Annotated in this window: 19 protein-coding genes; 7 read left to right on the top strand and 12 right to left on the bottom strand. The window is 71.9% G+C overall.

All coding sequences use genetic code 11. The annotated features are described in order from the left end of the window. Positions 1 to 9: 9 nt before the first annotated feature. The 4 genes from ABZ267_RS00365 to ABZ267_RS00350 all read right to left on the bottom strand — a co-directional run bounded on the left by ABZ267_RS00365 (position 10) and on the right by ABZ267_RS00350 (position 9,196). On the bottom strand, positions 10 to 1,674 hold the full coding sequence (locus tag ABZ267_RS00365) for a serine/threonine-protein kinase (protein ID WP_356754813.1): 1,665 nt from the start codon (positions 1,672 to 1,674) through the stop codon (positions 10 to 12). A 144-nt stretch (positions 1,675 to 1,818) separates the two neighbouring features. Then, entirely contained in the window at positions 1,819 to 4,845 is a 3,027-nt protein-coding gene (locus tag ABZ267_RS00360; RefSeq protein ID WP_356754815.1) for a protein kinase, read from the bottom strand. A gap of 209 nt (positions 4,846 to 5,054) precedes the next feature. Then, positions 5,055 to 7,238 (bottom strand): serine/threonine-protein kinase, encoded by a 2,184-nt coding sequence (locus ABZ267_RS00355; RefSeq protein WP_356754817.1) that lies wholly within the window; start codon positions 7,236 to 7,238, stop codon positions 5,055 to 5,057. Between the two features lie 251 nt (positions 7,239 to 7,489). Continuing rightward, positions 7,490 to 9,196 (bottom strand): glycerol-3-phosphate dehydrogenase/oxidase, encoded by a 1,707-nt coding sequence (locus ABZ267_RS00350; protein ID WP_356754819.1) that lies wholly within the window; start codon positions 9,194 to 9,196, stop codon positions 7,490 to 7,492. Between the two features lie 246 nt (positions 9,197 to 9,442). On the opposite strand from ABZ267_RS00350, the gene ABZ267_RS00345 reads away from it, so the two are divergent. Together ABZ267_RS00345 and ABZ267_RS00340 are read left to right on the top strand one after the other, a co-directional pair. Then, positions 9,443 to 10,705 (top strand): nucleotide sugar dehydrogenase, encoded by a 1,263-nt coding sequence (locus ABZ267_RS00345; protein ID WP_356754821.1) that lies wholly within the window; start codon positions 9,443 to 9,445, stop codon positions 10,703 to 10,705. 154 nt (positions 10,706 to 10,859) lie between these two features. Then, the gene (locus ABZ267_RS00340; RefSeq protein WP_356754823.1) at positions 10,860 to 11,486 is read left to right on the top strand and encodes a hypothetical protein; all 627 of its coding nucleotides are present in this window, start codon (positions 10,860 to 10,862) and stop codon (positions 11,484 to 11,486) included. Between the two features lie 81 nt (positions 11,487 to 11,567). On the opposite strand, the gene ABZ267_RS00335 is transcribed toward ABZ267_RS00340, so the two are convergent. From ABZ267_RS00335 to ABZ267_RS00320, 4 genes are all read right to left on the bottom strand, one after another. After that, positions 11,568 to 12,692: a GuaB3 family IMP dehydrogenase-related protein gene (locus tag ABZ267_RS00335; protein WP_356754825.1), complete on the bottom strand. Its 1,125-nt coding sequence runs from the start codon at positions 12,690 to 12,692 to the stop codon at positions 11,568 to 11,570. Between the two features lie 104 nt (positions 12,693 to 12,796). Beyond that, positions 12,797 to 14,299, bottom strand: a complete 1,503-nt coding sequence (gene guaB / locus ABZ267_RS00330) for an IMP dehydrogenase (RefSeq protein WP_356754827.1) — start codon at positions 14,297 to 14,299, stop codon at positions 12,797 to 12,799. A 150-nt stretch (positions 14,300 to 14,449) separates the two neighbouring features. Further along, the gene (locus tag ABZ267_RS00325) at positions 14,450 to 15,025 is read right to left on the bottom strand and encodes a sigma-70 family RNA polymerase sigma factor (RefSeq protein WP_006126954.1); all 576 of its coding nucleotides are present in this window, start codon (positions 15,023 to 15,025) and stop codon (positions 14,450 to 14,452) included. A 287-nt stretch (positions 15,026 to 15,312) separates the two neighbouring features. Next, the gene (locus ABZ267_RS00320; protein WP_003948568.1) at positions 15,313 to 15,924 is read right to left on the bottom strand and encodes a response regulator transcription factor; all 612 of its coding nucleotides are present in this window, start codon (positions 15,922 to 15,924) and stop codon (positions 15,313 to 15,315) included. Between the two features lie 451 nt (positions 15,925 to 16,375). On the opposite strand from ABZ267_RS00320, the gene ABZ267_RS00315 reads away from it, so the two are divergent. Beyond that, positions 16,376 to 16,717: a WhiB family transcriptional regulator gene (locus ABZ267_RS00315; RefSeq protein ID WP_026238029.1), complete on the top strand. Its 342-nt coding sequence runs from the start codon at positions 16,376 to 16,378 to the stop codon at positions 16,715 to 16,717. Positions 16,718 to 16,781: 64 nt separating this feature from the next. Here the strand turns inward: ABZ267_RS00315 and ABZ267_RS00310 are convergent, their stop codons facing one another. Then, a complete protein-coding gene (locus ABZ267_RS00310) occupies positions 16,782 to 17,672 on the bottom strand; it encodes a LysR family transcriptional regulator (protein ID WP_356754830.1) in 891 nt (296 codons plus the stop codon). A gap of 81 nt (positions 17,673 to 17,753) precedes the next feature. Between ABZ267_RS00310 and ABZ267_RS00305 the strand changes: the two genes are divergently transcribed. Both ABZ267_RS00305 and ABZ267_RS00300 read left to right on the top strand, forming a co-directional pair. Continuing rightward, complete coding sequence (locus tag ABZ267_RS00305) at positions 17,754 to 18,446, top strand: MOSC domain-containing protein (protein ID WP_356754832.1); 693 nt, start codon at positions 17,754 to 17,756, stop codon at positions 18,444 to 18,446. Positions 18,447 to 18,456: 10 nt separating this feature from the next. Then, complete coding sequence (locus ABZ267_RS00300; protein WP_356754834.1) at positions 18,457 to 19,230, top strand: SDR family oxidoreductase; 774 nt, start codon at positions 18,457 to 18,459, stop codon at positions 19,228 to 19,230. Positions 19,231 to 19,299: 69 nt separating this feature from the next. Here the strand turns inward: ABZ267_RS00300 and groL are convergent, their stop codons facing one another. Continuing rightward, a complete protein-coding gene (gene groL, locus ABZ267_RS00295) occupies positions 19,300 to 20,925 on the bottom strand; it encodes a chaperonin GroEL (RefSeq protein WP_356754836.1) in 1,626 nt (541 codons plus the stop codon). 101 nt (positions 20,926 to 21,026) lie between these two features. Then, positions 21,027 to 21,335, bottom strand: a complete 309-nt coding sequence (gene groES, locus ABZ267_RS00290; RefSeq protein ID WP_003966899.1) for a co-chaperone GroES — start codon at positions 21,333 to 21,335, stop codon at positions 21,027 to 21,029. A 278-nt stretch (positions 21,336 to 21,613) separates the two neighbouring features. On the opposite strand from groES, the gene ABZ267_RS00285 reads away from it, so the two are divergent. Beyond that, positions 21,614 to 22,105, top strand: coding sequence for a DUF6234 family protein (locus tag ABZ267_RS00285; RefSeq protein WP_356754838.1), 492 nt, complete (start codon positions 21,614 to 21,616; stop codon positions 22,103 to 22,105). A gap of 74 nt (positions 22,106 to 22,179) precedes the next feature. Here ABZ267_RS00285 and ABZ267_RS00280 read toward each other — a convergent pair whose 3' ends face one another. Continuing rightward, positions 22,180 to 23,103, bottom strand: coding sequence for a polysaccharide deacetylase family protein (locus ABZ267_RS00280; RefSeq protein WP_356754840.1), 924 nt, complete (start codon positions 23,101 to 23,103; stop codon positions 22,180 to 22,182). Positions 23,104 to 23,241: 138 nt separating this feature from the next. Here ABZ267_RS00280 and ABZ267_RS00275 point away from each other — a divergent pair, with 138 nt between their 5' ends. Then, positions 23,242 to 24,486: a methyltransferase domain-containing protein gene (locus ABZ267_RS00275; protein ID WP_356754841.1), complete on the top strand. Its 1,245-nt coding sequence runs from the start codon at positions 23,242 to 23,244 to the stop codon at positions 24,484 to 24,486. Positions 24,487 to 24,488: the final 2 nt, after the last annotated feature.

Below are 24,488 nucleotides of genomic sequence, written 5' to 3'. Positions count from 1 at the left end.
GGCGGCCGCTCACTCCTGCGCGCCCGGCGCCCGCCAGCTGCGCAGCATGATGTCGAACTTCTCGCGGCTGGCGTCCCAGCCCTCCTGCGGCGCGGTCAGATACAGCGCGTACTCGGGGCCGCCGGACCCGCCGTAGTACATCTGGTCGATCCCGTGCCGGGGTCCCGGGTGGTCCTTGGTCTCGTGCCAGGTGAACTCCCAGAGCGAGCCGGGCCGGTCGCGGAAGGTGTTCTTCTCCAGCGCGATCCGCTGGTAGCCCGGCAGCCGCTCCGCCAGCTGCTGCTCCATGTTCCGCATGTGCAGATACGGATGGTCGAAATCCGGCTCCGGGTCGACGCTGATCCGGATGCGGTGGGCTCCGCCGTCCGGCGTGTAGTCGATCTGGCCGTCGTTCACCTCGCGCGTCCAGTTCTCCGGTACGACGAGGCTGAAGCCCGCCGGATCGTCGACCCGGCGCCAGCCGTCGGGTATCTCCGGCGCGGACGAGGTGGGTGCGGGCGGGGAGGTGCGTGGGGTGTCGGGCGTGGTGGGGGCGGTGGGTGTGGTCGTCCGGCCGCTGGCCGACGCGCCCTGTCCGTACTTCATCGCGGCCAGCCCGCCCGCGCCTCCGAGGACCGCCGCCGCGACGACCACGACGAGGACCGTCCGCCACCGCCGGGAGCCGGCGCGCCGGGTGACGGGGGCGGAGGCGGGGCCGGTGAGGGGTCCGGTGGCGGGGAGCGGCGGCGGGCCGGCCGCTCCGGGGATCCGGGCCGTGGAGCCGTCCGGGCCCGGGTATCCGTAGCGGCCCTCCTCCGTGACCCGCTGGGTCGGCACGTACTCCTGGGCCGCGCGCGGCTGCCGGCCCTCCATCGCGTCCAGCAGCATCTGCTCGGTCTCGGCGGCCGTCGGGCGGTCGGCCGGGTCCTTGCGGAGGAGCGCGGTGATGACGGGGCCGAGCGGACCGGCGTTGACGGGCGCGGGCGGTTCCTCGGTGACGACGGCCTGCATGGTGGAGATCGGCGACGTACGGCGGAACGGCGAGCGGCCCTCCACCGCCGTGTACAGCGTGGCGCCGAGCGACCAGAGGTCGGAGGCCGGTCCCGGGTCGCCGCCGCGCACCCGTTCGGGCGCCAGATAGTCGATGGAGCCGACCAGTTCGCCGGTTCTGGTGATCGTGGAGTCGCCTTCGATCGCGGCGATCCCGAAGTCGGTGAGGAGCACCTGACCGCTCCGGGCCAGCAGGACGTTGCCGGGCTTGACGTCCCGGTGCAGCACTCCGGCGCTGTGCGCGGCGCGCAGCGCGCTCAGGACGTGGAGGCCGATCCTGGCGGCCTCGCGCGGCGCGATGTCGCCCTTCGCCTTGGCCTCGTCGGCGAGCGAGGGCCCGTCGACGTACTGCATGACGATCCAGGGCCGTTTGTCGTACTCGATCACGTCATGGACGGTGACGACGCCGGGATGCGTGATGCGGGCCGCCGCGCGCGCCTCCTTCTGCGTACGGGCGTGCAGGACGAGCCGGTCGGCCTCGGCGACGTACAGCCCGGCGGTCAACTCCTTGACGGCGACCGTGCGGTGCAGCACCTCGTCATGAGCGCGCCACACCTTGCCCATGCCGCCGCGGCCGAGCTCCTCGCCCAGCCGGTAACGCCCCGCCAGCACCAGTCCCGCGGCCGTGCCCTGTGATCGGTCCACCTGTGTCCCCGCCCCCGTTCCTCAGCTTGCCAGATTACGGAGCGCGGGCGGCGGGGCGGAACGGGGGATCGCCCACGAGACCGCACTGTGATGGTTGTCGACATCGCACAACGGCCGTTGCGGTCAGGGCACGATGACGTGTGGTCAGGCGTTGACCCGGTAGGAGGCGATGGCCTGCTGGTAGATCTCGGTGACCTTGTCGCGCTCGTTCTCGGGGCCGATGACCTGGACGATGTGGTAGCGGCCGTCGACGATCATGGCGAGGTTGCGGACGTAGACCTCGCGGCCGCCGCTGTCCTGCCAGGTGAACTGCCCCTCGGCCATGGCCTGTCGGCCCACGTCGACCCGGCGCAACCCGGAGGAGGTGGCCCAGCTGGATTCCCGGAACGGCTGCAGCTCGGGCTGCTTGACGCGCTGGTAGTCCAGCGGATCGCTGCCGCCCGCCTCCACGGTGTCCCGGCCGGGCACGACGAGGAGCGTGAACCCGTCGCTGCCGTAACGGATCTGACGGTCCGCGTTGGCCGGGCTGCGCTGCCAGCCCTTCGGTACGCCGACCTCGAAGCCCTCCGCGTCCTTGCTGAGCGTGTAGCCGGGAGCGAGCGCGACGGCGGAGCGGCTGGTCTGCGGCTGCTGCGAGCCCGCGTCGGAGCTCGCGCCGTCTGAAGGTGCCGGCGAGCCGGAGGCGGCCGGTGGTGGTGCGGCGGAGCCGGTGGGCTGCCCTGGCGCACCTTGTTGCGACCCGGTCTCCTGCTTCGGCATGAAGAGGAAGGCGTACGTGATGGCCGCGGCCATCAGCATCAGGATGAAGATCAGCAGCAGTCGGCCGAGGTGGCGCGGCGAGCGCCCGTCGCGCGGCCGGGCGGGCTCGCGCAGCACCTTGGGGCCCTTGGGCTCACGCGGTGCACGGGACGGGCGCGGCTCCCAGGCGTCGACCGGGTGGCCGGAGGGCTCGGGAGGCAGCAGCGACTCGTGGCGCGGCGGTGGCTGCCGCAGGTCGTGGCGTTCGGCGGCGCGCTGCTGCTTCTCCAGCTGCTGCCGCCGGCCCTGCCGGTGGCGGCCGTGCGCCGAGCCGCCGCCGAACCGGCCCCACCGCCTGCGGACCAGCTCGCCCCGACGGCGTACGACGGGAAGCCTGGTGGCGTCGGGAGCGGGCAGCGGGACGACGTCGGTGCCCGCCTCGGGCTCGGGCGCGGACCGCACGAGCGAGCGCAGCCAGCCGCGCAGCTCCTCGAAGTCCGGCCGCTCGGTGGGGTCCTGGCGCAGCAGCGACTCGACGACGGGTCGCAGCGCGCCGCACTCCTCGGCGAAGGCGGGCGGCTCGGCGCAGACCATCTGGACGAGCTCGGCCGCGCTCTCCTCCGGGTAGGGCGCGTGGCCCTGGACCGCGCGGTAGAGCAGCGCGCCGAGCGCCCACAGGTCGGTGGAGGGACCGATGGGCGGTGCGAGCTGCCAGTTGTCGTGGACCGGACCGGCCTGTTCCGGCGCCCAGCGCTCGGTGACGGGCCCGACGACCGCGATCCGGGCCTGCCGGGCGCGCTCGGCGGCGAGCGGCGTGGCGGGGCCCCGGTAGACGGCGGTCTTACGGCTGCCCGCGACGGCCTCCTCCCAGGTGGAGGAGGGCGTGCGCTCGGCCGGCAGGCGCGGGGCCGGGGCGAGGGGCGGCGGTCCGGGGCGGCGGGAGTCGGCGCGCAGCGCGTCCGCGCCGGAGCCGCCGGCGGGCACGGGACGGCCGGAGCCGGGCCCGTCGTCCCAGGTGCCGGCGAGGTGGACGCGGCGCGGCGGACGGGGACCTTCCTCGTCGTCGTCCTCGTCCTCGTCGTCGTAAGGGTCCTCGGGCGGGCTGCTCCAGGGGCCGGCGAGCCGGGGGCCGGGGAGGCCCGGGGTGGCGGGGGCTTCGGGTTCGGAGCGCCGCGGAGGGAGGATGCCGGTCGCTTCGGCCTCGGAGGCCGGGGCCGCCTCCTCCTTCGCGAGGCCGGCCGGAGTGGATCCGGCCGCCTGCTGGCGGTCCTCGGTGACCCGGGCGGCGGCGCGCGCACCGGCCCGGTAGGCGGCGATGGCCCCGGCACGAGCGGCCCGCAGCTGGGCGGCGCTCGCGGCTCCGAGCTCGGCGGGAGGCCTGGGCGTGGGGGTGTAGGGCACGGCGGGCGTGGCGGGACGCGGAACGAGTTCCTGGCCGCCAGGAGCGCCGTACGCCTCGGGAGCTTCCTGTCCGTGCGGCTCGCTCCGGCCGTCCGGACGGCGGACGTGGTCCTGCGGCTGGGCCCGTACGTACGGCGGGACGAGCGGGAGTTCCTGGCCGTCGTAACTGTCGGCCGTCGGCGGCAGAGCGTAGGCGCCACGGCTGTCCGGCGTGCCCGGCAGCTCTTCCGGCTCATCGGCGTCGACCGTCTCGACGACCGGTATCCCGAGCGTGTCATCGGCCCCACCGACCCCGGGAGCCGCATAGGCCCCAGGCGTCTCGTACGCACCGGGCCGGCCGCCGTACGTCTCCGCCGGCCCTCCGTACGACTCCGACCCGCCTCCGTACGAGTCAGACGTGCCCCCGTACGACTCCGCGCCCGCCACCGGCTCGTCGTCGGGCAGCGGCTCCGGCGCGTATCCGCAGAGCGCCTCCTCGGCGGCGCCCGCCGCGAGGCCGGTCAGCATCACGCGGCCGTCGTCGCAGACCAGGACCGTGCGGACGGTGATGTTCCGGTGGGTCCAGCCGTGCGCGTGGAGCACCCGCAGCGCGGTGAGCACGTCGGAGCCGATCTCGGCGGCCCGGTACGGGTTCAGCGGACGTTCGGCGAGGAGCGCGGCGAGCGTGCGGGCGGCGACGAGCTCGCTGACTATCCAGAGCGAACCGGCCTCGGCGAACACGTCGAAGACCTGGTCGAGCCGCGGATGGTCGGGCACCTGGGCGGCGGCCTGCGCGGCCTCGATCGCCCGCCGGACCGCCGGGTCCGTACTCCGCCGCACCGCCCGCCCGGTGGTGCGCCCGCCCGCCGAGGCCCGGCCGTCGGCGTCGACCACCTCGGCGTCCACGATCTCCGGCAACGGCACCTGGCGGACCAGGACTTCCTGACCGCTGTACGTGTCGAACGCCCGGGTCTCGACCAGTTCGAACCCGTCGGACGGCGGCAGCGGAAGGCGGTAGCGGTCGGCAAGCACCCGACCCGCGTAGTCGTCCACGACGCCTCCCCAGAGCGCGCTGTTCCCCCGGTCATCTGTTCCGTACGAATCAGCAGGTTCAGTCAATTATGGTCGTTCGGCGGGCAATTGACCCACTGTCCCGGCTGCGTACGGTCTCCGTCGTCTTACGATACGTGGCAACGCGCGCGGAGGGGCCGGGTCGCACCAACCCGGCCCGCCCAATACGCCCCCGCGCGGCCTGCCGACGCTCACTTCGTGGGCGTGAAGGTGGCGTACGCCGTCTCGCGCAGCGTGCGGCACGCGTCGCCGTCCCACTCGTCGACCTTGCAGCTGATCATGATCGAGTAGCCGCGCTGAGCGTCCACCTTGAAGCCGCGGTTGACCACCCGGACCCGGACGCCGTTGTGGCTGCGCTCGAACGTCCAGTCCGCGACGGTCGGATAGCCGTTGTACTCGACCTTCTCTATGCCGATGTGCTTGTAGTTGTCGCTGAAGAGCTTGACGCTGGCGACGGCCCCGCTCCAGGCGGCTGCCGCGTCGTCCTTGGGCGAGCCGTTGAAGTCGACCTGGACCCTGGGGAAGCTGCCGCGCTCGGCGTTGTAGATGCCGCCGGAGTTGGAGCCCGCTATGCCCGTGCGCCGGAAGTTGCCGGGCATCGCCATCGTGAAGTGGAAGCGGTCATCGGTGACCTTCTCGTACCCGGCGGGCAGGGAGCCGCCCGGCTCGTCGGTCTTCGGGTCGTCTCCGGCGGGGTCGTCCGTACCGGGGTCGTCCGTCTTCGGGTCGCCCGTAGCCGGGTCGCCGGACGGGTCACCGGTCGCCTTGCCGTCCTCGGCGCCCTGCCCCTCCTTCTGGCCGCCGCCCTCGCCCTCGCCGTCCGAACCGCCTGCCGCTGCTCCGGCCGACGCCGCGGTGTCGCCCTTGCCGTTACCGGTGTCGGCCTTGTCGTCGCCGCCCAGCGTCAGCGCGAGGACGGTGCCGAGGATCGCCAGCGCGACGACGGCCGCGATGATCGCGAGCGTGCGGCGCGGCACGACATCGGTGATCGAGGCGCGGGTGGTGGCCGGTGAGGTCGGAGGCCGCTGCGGAGGTACGGCCGCGCCGGACGCGGCCCCGGAACCCGCCGGCGTCGCCGCCGACCCGGAGCCGGTGGCCAGAGCGGTGGTGACCGCCGGGCCGGAGGCCTTCGTGGCCGTGTCGCCCGGAGTGCCGGGAGGCGTGGCGGGCTTGGGCGGAGCGACCGGAGAGCCGGTCGCGGCGGAGGCCTGAGAGGCGGAGGCCTGAGAAGCCGGAGCCTGAGAAGCGGAGGCCGGGGACGCCGAGGCCGCCGCCGCGCCGGCCGCGCCCGCCGCGATACCGGACGCCGCCTTCGCGCCGCGTACGGAACGGAGCGCTCCGCGCAGCCGGTCGCGCGTGCCCTCGCCGGGGCCGGACTCGCTCGACGCACCGGTGGTCTGCTTCGGCGGCTTGGCCGCCTTCGCCGCCTTCGCGGCCCGGCCCGCGCCCGGCTCGGCGTCGGCCGGAACCACCGGCAGGGCCATGACCTGCGTGGAGTCGGCAGGCGGGACAGCGGGGGCGTCGGGAGCGTTGATCACCTTGTTGAGCAGCGCTCGCGCCCCGGCGTCGTCGAGCCGCTGGTCCGGGTCGCGGGCGAGGAGACCGTAGATGACCTCGGTCAGCGGGCCGGCGTTCTTCGGCGGGTCGAGCGGCTCGGTCATCACGGCCGTCAGCGTGGCGATGGCCGAACCCTTGTCGTACGGCGGGGAGCCCTCGACGCTCGCGTACAGCAGGCCGCCGAGCGACCACAGGTCGGCAGGCGGTCCGGGCTTGTGGCCGCGGGCCCGCTCCGGCGAGATGTACGAAGGGGCGCCGACGAGCATGCCGGTGGAGGTGACCGACGGGTCGCCCTCGACCTGGGCGATGCCGAAGTCGGTGAGGACCACGCGGCCGTCCTCGGCGATCAGCACGTTGGACGGCTTCACATCGCGGTGCAGGATGCCCTGGCGGTGGGCCGAGCGCAGCACGTCGAGGATGGCGAGCCCGACCTCGGCGGCCCGCTTCGGCGTCAGCGTGCCGTCCTCGCGGATGGCTTCGGCCAGCGACTTGCCTTCGACCAGCTCCATGACGATCCACGGGCGGTCGTCCTCGTCGACCACGTCGTAGACGGTCACCGCGCTGTTGTTGCGGATCCGTGCGATCGCCTTGGCCTCACGCAGCGTGCGCGTGATCAGCCGGCGCTTCTCGTCCTCGTCGATGGCGCCGGGGAACCGCAGTTCCTTCACCGCCACCGTGCGGCCCAGCGTCTCGTCGTCGGCGCGCCAGACCGTACCCATGCCGCCCCGGCCGAGCACTCCCCCGAGCCGGTAGCGCCCCGCGAGGAGACGACCGTTCTTGTCCCCTTGGGGCTCCCGTGCCTGCTCCGCCTCCGACATGCGTCCCCTCTGCGATCAACCCGCCCTGGCAGAGCGTTCATTGTCCCTCACCCCGGGACCGGTCCTGGTGCCGGGTCCTCAAGTCCGCCGCGACGCGGTCCGGAGAGGGAATCTCCCACAGCCTCCTACCAACCCGGCCTCCCGTCCAGCGCCGACCGGGCGGCCACCGCGCCGGAACGGGGCCTCGGCCTCTCAACTGACGGAGAGGTCAAGGGCGGTGACCACCCTGGTGAACGCCTGCCGGCCAGTCCTCAGATCGGCACGATGTCCGGCGCACCGAGCCGGGCCGCGTCCGCCGTGAGGTCGTCGGGCTGCCGCTGCGACTCGCGCTCGGCCTCCACCCGCTTCTCGTAGTGCTCGACCTCCCGGTCGATCTGGTCCTCGTCCCAGCCGAGCACCGGGGCCATCAGCTCCGCGCAGAGGCGGGCGCTGCGGGTGCCCCGGTCGAAGGTCTCGATGGAGATCCGGGTGCGGCGGGTCAGGACGTCGTCGAGGTGGCGGGCGCCTTCGTGGGAGGCGGCGTAGACGATCTCGGCGCGGAGATAGTCGTCGGCGGCGGGCAGCGGTTCGCCGAGGGTGGGGTCGGCGAGGATCAGCTCAAGAATTTCCTCCGTCATTGAGCCGTACCGGTTGAGCAGGTGCTCCACCCGGACGACATGGAGTCCGGTCCGGTCCGCGATCCTGGCCCGCGCGTTCCACAGGGCCTTGTATCCCTCGGCGCCGAGCAGCGGCGTGTCCTCGGTGACGCAGGCGGCGACGCGCTGGTCGAGCCCGTGCACCGCCTCGTCCACCGCGTCCTTGGCCATGACCCGGTACGTCGTGTACTTGCCGCCCGCCACGACGACGAGGCCGGGAGCGGGGTGGGCGACGGTGTGTTCGCGCGACAGCTTGCTGGTGGCGTCGGACTCACCGGCCAGCAGCGGGCGCAGTCCGGCGTAGACGCCTTGGACGTCGTCCCTGGTCAGCGGGGTGTTGAGGACGGAGTTGACGTGCTGGAGGAGGTAGTCGATATCGGCGCTGGAGGCGGCCGGATGGGCCTTGTCCAGGTCCCAGTCGGTGTCTGTGGTGCCGATGATCCAGTGCCTGCCCCACGGGATCACGAAGAGGACGGACTTCTCGGTGCGCAGGATGAGGCCGGTGGAGGAGTGGATGCGGTCCTTGGGGACGACCAGGTGGATGCCCTTGGAGGCCCGGACGTGGAACTGTCCGCGCTCGTTGATGAGCCCCTGGGTGTCGTCCGTCCACACGCCGGTGGCGTTGACGACCTGCTTGGCCCGGACCTCGTACTCCCGGCCGCCCTCGACGTCCTGCACCAGCGCGCCGACGACCCGCTCGCCCTCGCGGAGGAAGCCGATGACCCGGGCGCGGTTGGCGACCTGGGCGCCGTACGAGGCGGCGGTGCGGACCAGCTCGGTGACGAAACGGGCGTCGTCCATCTGGGCGTCGTAGTACTGCAAGGCGCCGACCAGGGCGTCCTTCTTGAGCGCGGGCGCGACGCGCAGGGCGTGCTTGCGGGAGAGGTGGCGGTGCACCGGCAGGCCGCGGCCGTGTCCGGAGGAGACCGACATCGCGTCGTACAGCGCGACGCCGGAGCCCGCGTAGAACCGCTCCCAGCCCTTGTGCTGCAACGGATAGAGGAACGGCACCGGCTTCACCAGGTGCGGGGCCAGCCGCTCCAGGAGGAGGCCGCGCTCCTTCAGCGCCTCGCGGACCAGCGCGAAGTCGAGCATCTCCAGATAGCGCAGCCCGCCGTGGATCAGCTTGCTCGACCTGCTCGATGTGCCGGACGCCCAGTCGCGCGCCTCGACCAGGCCGGTCGAGAGCCCTCTGGTGGCGGCGTCCAGCGCCGTGCCCGCGCCGACGACGCCCGCCCCGACGACCAGCACGTCCAGTTCGCGCTCGGCCATGGCGGCGAGCGCGGTGGTGCGCTCGGCGGGTCCCAGTGTCGCTGTCCTCACTGCTGCCTCCCGGTGGATCGGGGTGGTCGGAGACGGGAGTGCCACCCGGCCGAGGGGCCGGCCGCCCGTGTCCACTCCTCGATTCTGTCCGCGCTCCCCGACTTCAGCCACCGCCTGTGGACAACACTCGGACGACAGGCGTCACGCAATGCGACATATAGGTCATATTTACGCCTAGTCTGACATTGCACTGTCCACAGCAGTTGCGAAAAACGTTCTCCGGTCTTAGGGAAGGCGGCCTTCGACATGCCCGCAGACCTCGCCGTCATCGGACTCGGCCACCTCGGCCTGCCCCTGGTCCAGGCCGCCGTGGCCGCCGGGATCGACACCGTCGGCTACGACACCGACCCGCGCCCCGTCGCCGAGCTGCGCGCGGGCCGCACGCCTGTCGAAGGCTCCCTCACCGCGTCCGAGATCCGCCGTATGCTCTCCGGCGGCTTCCGCCCGACCACCAGCGCCGCCGAGCTGGGCCGGGTCCGTACCGCCGTGATCTGCTCCCCGACACCTCTCGGCCCCGACGGCACCGTCGACCTCACCGCACTCCGCGACGCCGCCCGCGCGCTGGCCGCCAGGCTGCGCCCGCACACCACCGTGGTGCTGGAGTCCGCCGTGCCGCCCGGCACCACCGAGAACGTCCTGCGCCCGCTGCTCGAAGAGGGCTCCGGGCTCACCGCCGGACGCGACTTCCACCTCGCCTGCTCCCCCAGCCGCCTCGACCCCGGCAACCGCACCCACACCTACGCCTCCACGCCCAAGGTCATCGGCGGCCTCACCTCCGCCTGCACCGAGTCGGCCGCCGCCTTCTACGGCCGCCTCGCCGACAAGGTCGTCCGGGCCAAGGGGCCGCGCGAGGCGGAGATGACCAAGGTGTTGGAGACCAACTTCCGGCACGTCAACATCGCGCTGGTCAACGAGATGGCGGTGGCCTGCCACGACCTCGGCGTCGACCTGTGGGACGTCATCCGGTGCGCCGAGACCAAACCCTTCGGCTTCCAGCCCTTCCGTCCCGGGCCCGGCGTCGGCGGCCACGGCGTCCCGGTGGACCCGGGCTGCCTCCCGTACAGCGGCCGCACGCCCGGCCATCCGCTGCGGATGGTCTCGCTGGCGCAGGAGATCAACGACCGGATGCCGCGGTACGTCATCCAGCGCTGCGCCACTCTCCTCAACGAGCACGGCAAGTCCGTCCGTGGCGCCCGCGTCCTGCTGCTCGGCGTCACCTACAAGCCGGACAGCGCCGACCAGGAGGCCTCGCCCGCCCGTGATATCGCCACCCGGCTGATGGACATGGGCGCCCAGATCGGCTACCACGACCCGCACGTCCTGGACTGGCGGGTGCGCGAACTCCCGGTCCCGCGCGCCGACTCGCTGTACGAGGCAGCGGCCGCCGCCGACCTGACCGTACTGCTCCAGCACCACCGCACCTACGACCTCCAGGGCCTCGCGGTGAAGGCCCAGCTCCTCCTGGACACGCGGGGCGCGACGCCGGCCGGAGCGGCACACCGGCTCTGACAGCGGATACCGGCCACCGACACATGTGCATATCGGCCATCGGATAGCTAGTGACCAATTTGGCTGCGTACTGCTACCGTGCGGCGTCACAGAGCGCACGCGTGTTCGCGTCAAGAACCGCAGCTGCGTATTTCGCCCCAGGGGGAGAGCCACCGTGAGCCAGCCCGTGCAGCCGCCGAACCAGCCCCAGCAGCCGTACGGAGGCCAGCCCGTCGACGGCAACCCGTACGCCGCCGCACCGGCCGCCCCCGCCCCCGCCGCCCCGACGGGCAACCCCTACGGCGAGCAGTCCCAAGCACCCACCGGCAACCCCTTCGGCAACCCGCAGGGCCAGCCCGCCCCGTTCGGCGGCGGCGCCCCCTTCGCCCCGGCTCCTCCGGCCCGCAACGGCCTCGCGCTCGGTGTGCTCGTCGCCCTCGGCGCGGCGATCGTCGCGTCCATCCTGTACGGCGTGCTCCTCGGCTCCATCGAGCGCGAGTTCGGGTACGCGGCGATCGGCGTCGGCTTCCTCGTCGGCTTCGCGGCGGGCAAGCTCGGCGGCGCCAACCCGGTGACCATCGCCGCGTCCGCCGTCTTCTCGGTCGGCGCCGTCTACTTCGGCCAGCTCATCGGCTACGCCATGGTGATGGCGGACGTCGCCCATGTCCCGTTCTCCGAGGTGTTCTTCGACCACTTCGACGCCGTGACGAGGATCTGGAAGGAGGAGGCCGACTTCATGCGGTACCTCTTCCTCGGCCTCGGCGCGCTCGCCGCCGTCGGTGGCGCCAGGAAGGCGAACTGACACCTCGTAGCAGCAAGCGGAAGGGCCCGTACCGCCGTGGCGGTACGGGCCCTTCCGCTTACGTACGAGCGTACGGGCGGGTCAGCGGCGGTGCTGCGAGTCCGCCACCGTCACCTCGACGCGCTGGAACTCCTTCAGGTCGCTGTAGCCGGTGGTGGCCATCGCGCGGCGCAGGGCGCCGAAGATGTTCATCGAGCCGTCCGGGGTGTGCGAGGGGCCGGTGAGGACCTCCTCCGTCGTCCCGACCGAGCCGAGGTCGACCAGCTTGCCGCGCGGCACGTCCTCGTGGACGGCCTCCATGCCCCAGTGGCGGCCGCGGCCCGGCGCGTCCGTGGCGCGGGCCAGCGGCGAGCCCATCATCACGGCGTCCGCACCGCAGGCGATGGCCTTCGGCAGGTCGCCGGACCAGCCGACACCGCCGTCGGCGATGACGTGCACGTACCGGCCGCCGGACTCGTCCATGTAGTCGCGACGGGCACCGGCCACGTCCGCGACGGCGGTGGCCATCGGGACCTGGATGCCGAAGACGTTGCGCGTGGTGTGCGCGGCGCCGCCGCCGAAGCCGACGAGGACACCGGCCGCGCCGGTCCGCATCAGGTGCAGAGCGGCGGTGTACGTGGCGCAGCCGCCGACGATGACCGGGACGTCCAGCTCGTAGATGAACTGCTTGAGGTTGAGCGGCTCGGCGGCACCGGAGACGTGCTCGGCGGAGACCGTCGTACCGCGGATGACGAAGATGTCCACCCCGGCGTCGACGACGGCCTTGGAGAACTGCGCGGTGCGCTGCGGCGAGAGCGCGGCGGCGGTGACGACACCGGAGTCGCGCACCTCCTTGATGCGCTGCCCGATCAGCTCCTCCTGGATCGGTGCGGAGTAGATCTCCTGGAGCCGGCGGGTCGCCGACTCGACCGGCATCTCGGCGATCTCGTCCAGCAGCGGCTGCGGGTCGGCGTGCCGGGTCCAGAGCCCTTCCAGGTTAAAAACGCCCAGGCCGCCGAGCTCACCGATGCGGATGGCGTGCTGCGGAGAGACCACGGAGTCCATGGGAGCGGCCAGGAACGGCAGCTCGAAGCGGTAGGCGTCGATCTGCCAGGCGATCGAGACCTCCTTCGGGTCCCGGGTGCGGCGGCTCGGCACGACGGCGATGTCGTCGAATGCGTAAGCCCGGCGGCCGCGCTTGCCGCGCCCGATCTCGATCTCAGTCACGATGTGTGGCCTTTCCCTCTACGTCTGCGCTGACCAGTATCCCCGACACGTGCCTGAGGGGCGGTACCGGGAACTCCGGTCCGCCCCTCACCTGCGCCGATGCGTTACTTCCGGCTGTAGTTCGGTGCTTCCACCGTCATCTGGATGTCGTGCGGGTGGCTCTCCTTGAGACCCGCCGAGGTGATCCGGACGAAGCGGCCCTTGCTCTCCATCTGGTCGACGGACGCGGCGCCGACGTACCCCATGGTCTGGCGGAGACCGCCGACGAGCTGGTGCAGGACGTTGGCCAGCGGGCCGCGGTAGGGAACCTGGCCCTCGATGCCTTCGGGGACGAGCTTGTCGTCCGAGGAGACCTCGCCCTGGAAGTAGCGGTCCTTGGAGTACGAACGGCCCTGGCCGCGCGACTGCATGGCGCCCAGCGAGCCCATACCGCGGTACGACTTGAACTGCTTGCCGTTGATGAACATCAGCTCGCCCGGCGACTCCTCGCAGCCCGCGAGGAGGCTGCCCAGCATCACGCTGTCCGCGCCGGCGGCGAGCGCCTTGCCGATGTCGCCGCTGTACTGCAGGCCGCCGTCGCCGATGACCGGGACGCCCGCGGCACGGGCGGCGAGCGCGGCCTCGTAGATCGCGGTGACCTGCGGGACGCCGATACCGGCGACCACGCGGGTCGTACAGATGGAGCCGGGTCCGACGCCGACCTTCACGCCGTCGACACCGGCGTCGATCAGCGCCTGGGCGCCGTCGCGGGTGGCGACGTTGCCGCCGATGACGTCGATACCGACGCTCGACTTGATCTTCGCCATCCAGTCGAGCGCGTTGCTGTTGTGGCCGTGCGAGGTGTCGACGATGAGGAAGTCGACCCCGGCGGCGGCGAGCGCCTGGGCGCGGTCCAGCGCCTCCGGGCTGGCGCCGACGGCCGCGCCGACCAGCAGCCGGCCTTCGGCGTCCTTGGCGGCGTTCGGATACTGCTCGGCCTTCTTGAAGTCCTTGACCGTGATGAGGCCCTTGAGGATCCCGGCGTCATCCACCAGCGGCAGCTTCTCGATCTTGTGGCGGCGCAGCAGCTCCATGGCCTCCACGCCCGAGATGCCGACCTTGCCGGTGACGAGCGGCATCGGCGTCATGACCTCGCGCACCTGGCGCGAGCGGTCCGACTCGAAGGCCATGTCGCGGTTGGTCACGATGCCGAGCAGCTTGCCCGCGGCGTCGGTGACCGGCACGCCGCTGATCCGGAACTTGGCGCAGAGCGCGTCCGCCTCGCCGAGCGTGGCGTCGGGGTGCACGGTGATCGGGTCGGTGACCATCCCGGACTCGGACCGCTTGACCAGGTCGACCTGGTTGACCTGGTCCTCGATCGAGAGGTTGCGGTGCAGCACGCCGACGCCGCCCTGACGGGCCATCGCGATGGCCATCCGGGACTCGGTCACCTTGTCCATGGCGGCCGAGAGCAGCGGGATGTTCACGCGGACGTTGCGCGAGATGAGGGACGAGGTGTCGACCGCGTTGGGCAGGACCTCTGACGCGCCCGGCAGCAGCAGCACGTCGTCGTATGTCAGCCCGAGCGTCGCGAACTTCTCAGGCACTCCGTCGACGTTTGCAGTCATGACACCTTCCCCAAATGGTCTTGATCGGTGCGGATGTCCATGCTAACGGGCTCTACGGGTGTCTCATTCCACGACCAAGATCAGTTGGACGTTCTGTAGCTTCCTACGGGCCGCCGCGAGCCTTCTACGGGACGCCGTACGGGATGTGTCCTACTGCTCGGCCAGCGCCCGCAGCCGGCTGAGCGCGCGGTGCTGCGCGACCCGGACCGCGCCCGGTGACATGCCGAGCATCCGTCCGGTCTCCTCAGCGGTCAGGCCGACCGCGACCCGCAGGACCAGCAGCTCGCGCTGGCTCTCCGGAAGGTTGGCCAGGAGCTTCTTGGCCCAGGCGGCGTCGCTGCTGAGCAGGGCGCGCTCCTCCGGGCCGAGGGAGTCGTCGGGCCGCTCGGGCATCTCGTCGGAGGGGACGGCGGTGGAGCCGGGGTGGCGCATCGCGGCGCGCTGGAGGTCGGCGACCTTGTGGCCGGCGATGGCGAAGACGAAGGCCTCGAAGGGCCTGCCGGTGTCCTTGTAGCGCGGCAGCGCCATCAGCACGGCGACGCAGACCTCCTGCGCGAGGTCCTCCACGAAGTGACGGGCATCACCGGGAAGCCGGTTCAGCCGGGAGCGGCAGTAGCGCAGGGCGAGGGGGTGGACATGGGCCAGCAGATCGTGCGTGGCCTGCGCGTCGCCGTCGACGGCCCGGTGCACGAGGGCACCGATCACCGTGGTTTCGTCGTCGCGCATCGGACCATGGTGCCCTGATGCCGCACGGTCCGCTCCATCGCGTCCCGAGTTGTGCACCGAAGCGTTATGAGCGGGTGCGCCGGATGTCATGTCCTGCGCCCTCCCCTTCCGCTCGACCGAATCGTTCCTACCGTTCCTGAGGAACTCCACGACTCAAGGATGCGTCATCGGCCGGGAAGCGTCACACGGCGCCGTCGGCGGGCGCCCGGATCCGGGGTCGTACCGCTGGTGACCCGTCCCATCGCCCCGTCCGCCGGTCTGCGGACGGGGGCGGTCCGGGCCGGGCGTCAGCGGACCAGCCCCCAGCGGAATCCCAGGGCCACCGCGTGGGCGCGGTCCGAGGCTCCGAGCTTCTTGAACAGCCGCCTGGCGTGGGTCTTGACCGTGTCCTCGGAGAGGAACAGCTCACGGCCGATCTCCGCGTTGGAGCGGCCGTGGCTCATGCCTTCGAGCACCTGGATCTCGCGCGCGGTGAGCGTGGGAGCCGCGCCCATCTCGGCGGACCGCAGCCGACGCGGCGCGAGCCGCCAGGTCGGGTCGGCCAGCGCCTGGGTGACGGTGGCCCGCAGCTCGGCGCGGGAGGCGTCCTTGTGGAGATAGCCGCGGGCACCGGCGGCGACCGCGAGCGCGACACCGTCCAGGTCCTCGGCGACGGTCAGCATGATGATCCGGGCGCCGGGGTCGGCGGAGAGCAGCCGCCGGACCGTCTCCACACCTCCCAGACCGGGCATGCGTACGTCCATCAGAATCAGATCCGAACGGTCGGCCCCCCAGCGGCGGAGGACTTCCTCGCCGTTGGCCGCCGTGGTCACGCGCTCGACACCGGGCACGGTGGCCACCGCGCGGCGGAGCGCTTCTCGGGCAAGCGGGGAATCGTCGCAGACGAGCACGGATGTCATGACCGGCCTCCGCAGCTGATGCGCGTCACCTTGTGCCTCCAGGCTGATACAAGTCGTCACCTGCGCGGTTGACCCCTTCGGACATGTGCCCGAGCTCGTTCTCCGTCAACCGCATCCGCCCTCTTAACGATGGTCACTCGAAAGAGTTACGGGTCGGACCTTCGGGTTCGGCACTCTACGTGAGGGCCCGCACACGGAGGAGAGCGACGCGGGTGATTCACCCGTCAACCGGATCTTCACTCCCCGGCTTGCCCTATTTGGCGAGACTTCTTCCCTTTTAAGGGTGTCTGTGGCTAGATTCGCAAACAGTCATATTTACATCTACTAGCACCGCAGATGTACGGTCGAGACTCAGGTCACCGAAGAGACGATCGCCGATCACGGACCGCCGGTTCACCGGCGGTCGAGGATGCCGCTTCCGACGCAGCACGGCTTCGAGGGGACAAGCGCAATGGCAGATTTCTCCCGCCTTCCCGGACCCAACGCAGACCTGTGGGACTGGCAGTTGCTCGCCGCCTGCCGAGGCGTCGACAGCTCCCTGTTCTTCCATCCCGAAGGTGAGCGCGGCGCCGCCCGCAGCGCTCGCGAGACCTCCGCGAAGGAGGTGTGCATGCGGTGCCCGGTACGCGCCGAGTGCGCGGCCCACGCCCTCGCCGTACGGGAGCCGTACGGGGTGTGGGGCGGCCTGACCGAGGACGAGCGCGAAGAGCTCATGGGCCGGGCCAGAACCAGACTGATCACCGCCGCGCCCTCCGGCGCCACCACGGCCACCACGGGCTCCCGCCCGACCTGACACCCGGCAGTTCCAGTCGAACGCAGAAACGTTTCTCCAGCACGGCCCCCCAGCGGCACGCCCCTCAGCGCGCGGCCGCCAGGGACAGCTGGTCCAGGGTGGCCGCCACCGCCGGGACCCGGGCCAGGTCCGGCAGCGTGAGCGCCACGATCTCCCGCTCGATCGCGGGCTCCACGGCCACGGTCCGGGCGCCCTTGGGCCGTACGGACTCCACGGCCAGCTCCGGCAGGACCGCGACCCCGAGACCGGCTCCCACCAGGCCCATCACCGCCGGGTAGTCGTCGGTGGCGAAGTCGATCCGGGGCGTGAAGCCGGACGCCTCGCACACCTCCACCAGCTGGCGGCGGCAGCGCGGGCAGCCCGCGATCCAGGACTCGTCTGCCAGCTCGCCGATGGAGACGCTCGAAGCGTCCGCCAGCCGGTGACCGTCCGGGACCAGGCCGATCAGCCGGTCGGTGAGGAGCGGCCGCACCACCAGGTCGTCCCACTCACCGCCGGAGGCGCCGTACCGGAAGGCCAGCGCGATGTCGCAGTCGCCGTCGCGCAGCAGGTCGACCGAGCGCGGCGGCTCGGCCTCCACCAGCGAGACCCTGGTGCCGGGGTGCTCGGCGCGCAGGGCGGCCAGGGCGCCGGGGACCAGGGTGGAGCTGCCGCTGGGGAAGGAGACGAGCCGGACGCGGCCGGCCCGCAGCCCGGCGATGGCGGCGACCTCCTCCTCGGCGGCGGTCAGCCCGGCGAGGATGCCGGAGGCGTGCCGTACGAGCGCCTCGCCGGCCTGGGTCAGGCGCATCTCGCGGCCGGTGCGGATCAGCAGCGTGGTGCCGGCGGAGGACTCCAGGGCCTTCATCTGCTGGCTCACCGCGGGCTGGGTGCAGCCGAGTTCGCGGGCGGCGGCGGAGAACGAGCCGGTGGTGGCGACGGCGCGCAGGACGCGGAGGTGGCGTGCTTCGATCACACCTCCACCATAAGAGATTCTTGGGTGGGAGGCGAATTAATGGCGTGCCCCTTTGAGGGTTGAGCCATTAGCGTGAACCGTATGAGATTGCTGAGCGTCAATGTCGGCCGCCCCACCCCGCTCCCGTCCGCCGGAGGTCCTGGCGGTCTGTCCGGGATCGACAAGCGGCCGTTCGAGGGCTCCGTACGGGTCTCGGACCCCGGGCCCAAAGGGACCGGCGGCAGCGGACTCGCCGGGGACGCGGTCTGCGATCTGCGCCACCACGGCGGCAGCGACCAGGCGGTGTACGCCTTCGCGCGGGAGGATCTGGACGCCTGGGAGCGGCAGCTCGGCGGCCGGGCCCTGGCCGACGGGGCGTTCGGCGAGAACCTCACCACCGCCGGGGTCGACGTGAGCGGCGCGCTGATCGGTGAGCGGTGGCGGGTGGGGCCGGAGCTGCTGCTGGAGGTGACCTCCGGCCGCATCCCGTGCCGGACCTTCGCCGACCACATCGGCGAGGAGAAGTGGGTGCGGCGGTTCACCCAGGAGGCGGTGACCGGCGCCTATCTGCGGGTGATCGAGCCGGGCACGATCCGGGCCGGTGACCCGGTCGAGATCGTGCACCGTCCGGACCACGAGGTGACCGCGGCCCTGCAGTTCCGGGCCACCACCACCGAGCGCACCCTGCTGCCGTCGCTGCTGGCCGCCGCGTCGGCCCTGCACCCGGAGGTGCTGCGCACGGCCCGGGAGTACGTGGCGGCGGGCGGTGGTTCCGGCGCGGGCGCGGGGCACTAACGTGCCGCGTATGACGACTGCACTGATCACGGGCGCGACGGCGGGTATCGGGGCTGCCTTCGCGCGGCGGCTCGCGGGCCAGGGGCACAACCTGGTGCTGGTGGCCCGGGACACCGCACGGCTGCGCGAGCAGGCCACCGAACTGCACGACCGGCACGGCATCGAGGCCGAGGTACTGCGCGCCGACCTGTCCACGGACGCCGGGATCGAGGCGGTCGAGCAGCGGCTCGCGGACCGTACGCACCCGGTCGATCTGCTGGTCAACAACGCCGGGTTCGGCAACAAGGGCCGCTACCTGGAAGTGTCCATGACCGACGAGCTGACGATGCTGAAGGTGCACTGCGAGGCGGTGCTGCGGCTGACCTCGGCCGCCGCCACCGGCATGAAGGAGCGCGGCCGCGGCGCGGTGATCAACGTGGCGTCGGTCGCGGCGTTCGTGCCGCGCGGTACGTACGGCGCGTCCAAGGCGTGGGTCGTGCAGTTCACCACGGGCGCGGCGAAGGATCTGGCCGGTTCGGGCGTGCGGCTGATGGCGCTCTGCCCGGGCTTCGTCCGTACGGAGTTCCACGAGCGGGCCGGGATGGGCACCGGCAACATCCCGGGCTGGATGTGGCTGGACGCGGACAAGCTGGTGGCCTCGGCCCTGACCGACCTGGCCCGCGGCCGGACGGTGTCGATCCCGGACCCGCGCTACAAGGCGCTGATGGGGCTGGTCAAGGTCACGCCGCGCGGCCTGCTGGGCGGCGTCACCTCGCGTACGGGACGTAAGTACGGGCCGCAGTAGGCCCGCGGACGCACCGAGGCCCGGTACCCCCGCGACGGGGATACCGGGCCTCTGACGTACCGGCAGGTACTAGTGGGAGTGGCCGTGGCCGCCGTGACCGGCGTCGCCCTCGTCCTCGGCCGGCTTCTCGACGACCAGGGTCTCGGTCGTGAGCAGCAGCGAGGCGATGGACGCGGCGTTCTCCAGGGCGGAGCGGGTGACCTTGACCGGGTCGATGACGCCGGCCTTGACCAGGTCGCCGTACTCGCCGGTGGCGGCGTTGAAGCCCTGGCCCTTGTCGAGCTCGGAGACCTTGGAGGTGATGACGTAACCCTCCAGGCCGGCGTTCTCGGCGATCCAGCGCAGCGGCTCGACGGCGGCGCGGCGGACGACCGCGACACCGGTGGCCTCGTCGCCGGTCTTGCCGAGGTTGCCCTCCAGGACCTTCACGGCGTGGACGAGAGCGGAGCCACCGCCGGAGACGATGCCCTCCTCGACCGCGGCGCGGGTGGCGGAGATGGCGTCCTCGAGGCGGTGCTTCTTCTCCTTGAGCTCCACCTCGGTGGCGGCACCGACACGGATGACGCACACGCCGCCGGCCAGCTTCGCGAGGCGCTCCTGGAGCTTCTCGCGGTCCCAGTCGGAGTCCGTGGACTCGATCTCGGCCTTGATCTGGTTGACGCGGCCCTTGACGTCCTCGGAGTTGCCCCCGCCGTCGACGATGGTCGTGTCGTCCTTGGAGACGGTGACGCGGCGGGCGGTGCCCAGCACGTCGAGACCGGCGCCGTCGAGCTTGAGGCCGACCTCCTCGGCGATGACGGTCGCACCGGTGAGGGTGGCGATGTCACCGAGCATGGCCTTGCGGCGGTCGCCGAAGCCCGGGGCCTTCACCGCGACGGCGTTGAAGGTGCCGCGGATCTTGTTGACGACGAGGGTGGAGAGCGCCTCGCCCTCGACGTCCTCGGCGATGATCAGGAGCGGCTTGGAGGCGCCGGCCTGGATGACCTTCTCCAGGAGCGGGAGCAGCTCCTGGATGGAGCCGATCTTGCCCTGGTGGATCAGGATGTACGGGTCGTCGAGGACGGCCTCCATACGCTCCTGGTCGGACACCATGTACGGGGACAGGTAGCCCTTGTCGAAGGCCATGCCCTCGGTGAACTCCAGGTCCAGACCGAAGGTGTTGGACTCCTCGACGGTGATGACACCGTCCTTGCCGACCTTGTCCATCGCGTCCGCGATGAGCTCGCCGACCTGGGTGTCCTGCGCGGAGAGCGCGGCCACGGCGGCGATGTCGGACTTGTCGTCGATCGGGCGCGCGGTCGCGAGGAGCTCCTCGGACACGGCCTTGACGGCGGCGTCGATGCCCTTCTTCAGGGCGGCCGGGGAGGCGCCGGCGGCGACGTTGCGCAGACCCTCGCGGACGAGCGCCTGGGCCAGGACGGTCGCGGTGGTGGTGCCGTCACCCGCTACGTCGTTGGTCTTGGTCGCCACCTCCTTGACGAGCTGGGCACCGAGGTTCTCGTACGGGTCGTCGAGCTCGACCTCGCGCGCGATGGTGACGCCGTCGTTGGTGATGGTGGGTGCGCCGAACTTCTTGTCGATGACGACGTTGCGGCCCTTGGGGCCGATCGTCACCTTGACCGTGTCGGCAAGCTTGTTGACGCCGCGCTCAAGGGCGCGACGGGCGTCCTCGTCGAACTTCAGAATCTTCGCCATGGGCTGTACTTTTCCCTCTCGAAATGAACTGCGCCCCTCGCCACCCGGCTAGTTGTTACGCAGGGGGCCAGGGGCGCAGAACACAGGCAGACGTGGGTGAGTTACTTCTCGACGATCGCGAGGACGTCGCGGGCCGAGAGGACGAGGTACTCCTCGCCGTTGTACTTCACCTCGGTGCCGCCGTACTTGCTGTACAGGACGACGTCGCCGGTCTTGACGTCGAGCGGAAGACGCTCGCCGTTCTCGAAGCGGCCCGGGCCCACGGCGAGGACGACGCCCTCCTGGGGCTTCTCCTTCGCGGTGTCCGGAATGACCAGGCCGGAAGCCGTGGTCTGCTCGGCGTCGAGCGGCTGGACCACAATGCGGTCCTCGAGCGGCTTGATCGCAACCTTGGAGCTGGTGGTCGACACGATCCGGTCTCCCCCTTCGGAGATCTCACGGGGTTTAACAGTCAGTGGGCGGCGACCAGACCGATCCGTCGTCGCGGGTGCCGGACCTGCCCTGTCGCACAGTGTGGTGCTGGCACTCTCCAGTGGGGAGTGCCAGACCTGAGACTATGACCGCGATTAGCACTCGGTCAAGCGGAGTGCCAATTCACCACCCTCGCGCCGTCTCGATCGGGGCTCCGTCGGATCACCGTCCGGACAACGCGGCGGCGGAGCCCCGGGTTCCGTACGACGGTACGGAGATGACGCATCCCGAGAGCGACCTGCCCGGAAGACCGGAGGGGCGGGCCCCGGACGAGCGGTCGGAGCCCGGCGGCTGCGCCGATCCCGCCGTAGGCCTCCTGCTCACGGTCGCCGAGGCGGCCGTCCTGGCCATGCTGCTGATGTGGCTGGCGCTGCGCGGCCTGGGACGGTCCCACGCGCCCATCGACAGCGGCGCGCCCTCGTCCTCCGGCGCCGGAGCGGAGCCGGACTGGGCGCCCACCATCGCGTTCGGCGTCCTGGCCCTCGCGGTCGCCGTCCTCGCCGCCGTGCTGCTGCGTGGCCGGTGGTACTGGGCGGGCGGCATCCAGGCGCTCGTGGCCGTGGCCCTGTGCACGCTGACTCTGACGTCCGTGTCCCGGGCCGACGGCCACGCGCTCCCCGCGCCCACACCCAGCACCGCTCCCGCCTGGGAGTCCCCGCCGTGCCGCAGCGGCGGCACGAGCGACGAATGCGCGCGCAGCGGAGGCTGAGCGCGCATTCGGGGCCGTACGTCCATGAGGCCGGACCATTCCATGGCCGTACGGGAGAAAGGTCCGTCAGCTCCTCAGACGTAGTCCTCCAGCTTCGCCACCGCGTATCCCTTGTCCGTGATGGTCTTCATGACCAGGCGGATCATGTCCGGCATCGTGCCCTTCCAGGCGCCCTTGCCGCGGAAATGGGTGAGGACGATGTCGCCGGGGTGCAGGTCCCGGTCCCACTCGCGCCACTCCATGTGGTCGGCGAAGGCCTCGGCGGACCAGAGCGGTACGGCGGTGATGCCGCAGGTCTTGGCGACGACGAGGGTGTCGCGGTTGTAGTTGCCGTACGGCGGGCGGAAGAGGGTCGGCCGCTTCCCGTAGTGCTTGAGGATCTTCTCCTGCTGGCCGCAGATCTCCCGCTTCTGCTCGGCGTAGGAGAGGCCGGGCAGATAGCGGTGGTTGAGCGTGTGGTTGCTGATGACCACGCCGCGCTTCTGCATCTGCTTGAAGTAGCCGTAGTCGTCGTTGATGACGTAGTCACTGAGGAACGCGCTGTACGGAATGTCCAGTTCGGTCATCATCCGCAGCAGCGCGGGGTCCTTCTCCGCACCGTCGTCCATGGTGAGGAAGACGATCTTCTCCTTGGTGGGGACGGTGGTGAAGACGGGCGGCAGGCCCTCGTCGTCCCGGACCTCGAACCCTTTACGGGTGGTGATGCGCGGCTTCACCTTCGGCGGTTCGGGCGCCGCGAGCGGGACCTTGGACAGGCCCCACTTCTTCGCGGCGACGACCCGTGCGGCCTGCTTCCGCTTGAGCTCCTCGGCGTACGTGTCCAGAGCGCGCGCGGGCCCGCCCTGCCGGGCGGCCTCGCCCTGCTGCCCGGCGGCGGGCTCGGCCGGCCCGCCAAGGGCTCCCGCGCCGCCGCCGGCCGTCTCCGCGGCGCAGGCCGAGGTGACGGTGGCGGCCAGGAGGGCCGCCAGCACGACGGAGACCGGCCGGTGCCGCTTCATGGGTGATTTTCCTTTTTGTCGTACTAGCTGCATGGCGCCGCATCCTGCCAGCCACCCGCCCGTCGCCGGTCCCGACACCGCGAGGCGGCCGCGCCCGTCGCCCGACCGGCGGATCGTGGCCGGCGCGCACCGGCCACAATGGACCGGGTGAACGCATCGACCCCCTCCGCCTCCTCGGCCTCCTCCGCCTCCTCGGCCGACGACTCCGCCCACGCCGCCTTCGCCGCGCTGCGTACGCCCGAGGGCGAGCACCTGCTGGCCGAGCTGCGCGACCACGACCCGGCCGACGAGCTGGCCACCGCGACCCGGTTGCGGCGTACGCATCCGGCGGAGCTGGTGTCGGCAGCGCTGGGCCAGGCCCGGTTGCGGCAGCGGGCGGTGGCGAAGTTCGGGGCCGAGGACGCGTACCGGATGTACTTCACGCCCAACGGCGTCGAGCAGGCCACCCGCACCTCCGTCGCCGCCCACCGCGCCGCCCGGTTCGCCGCGCTCGGCGTGCGGAGCGTGGCGGACCTGTGCTGCGGCATCGGCGGCGACGCCATCGCGCTGGCCCGCGCCGGGATCGCCGTCCTCGCCGTGGACCGCGACCCGCTCACCGCCGAGGTGGCCCGCGCCAACGCGGAGGCCCTCGGGCTGAGCGCGCTGATCGAGGTGCGGTGCGCCGACGTCACGGAGATCGACACCTCTCCGTACGACGCGGTCTTCGTGGACCCGGCCCGGCGCGGCGGACGCGGCAGGATCTTCGATCCGGAGGCGTACTCACCGCCGCTCTCCTGGGCCACGGCCGCCGCGCTCAAGGCGCCGCGCGCCGCGCTGAAGATCGCGCCCGGCATCCCGCACGAGGCGATCGGCCCGGAGGCGGAGGCCGAGTGGATCTCGGACGGCGGGGACGTGAAGGAGGCGGTGCTCTGGTACGGAGAAGGCATCGCGCCCGGTTCGTTCCGGGCCACCCTGCTGCCGTCCGGCGCCACTCTCACCGCTCCGGCCCCGCTGGAGGCTCCGCCGGTCGGCCCGGTCGGGCGGTATCTGTACGAGCCGGACGGCGCGGTGATCCGGGCGCACCTGGTCGCCGACATCGTGGAGCGGTGCGGCGGGCGGCTGGCGGACGAGACGATCGCGTACGTCACGAGCGATGTGCCGTACTCCTCGCCGTACGTCGCCGGGTACGAGATCACCGACCGGCTGCCGTTCAACATGAAGAAGTTGAAGGCGCTGCTGCGGGAGCGTCAGGTGGGTGTGCTGACCGTCAAGAAGCGCGGCTCGGCGGTCGAACCGGAGGAGCTGCGCCGCCGGATGAAGCTCGCCGGACCGAACGCGGCGACGGTGTTCCTGACCCGGGTCGCCGGAGCTCCGACGATGCTGATCGGGCATCCGCTGAGGTGAGC

Origin of the sequence: Streptomyces sp. NPDC006174 (assembly GCF_040614075.1) — a bacterium.
In the GTDB taxonomy this organism is placed as follows: domain Bacteria; phylum Actinomycetota; class Actinomycetes; order Streptomycetales; family Streptomycetaceae; genus Streptomyces.
Note: the sequence above shows the minus strand (reverse complement) of the source record. Positions and strands in the feature narration are given on the sequence as shown.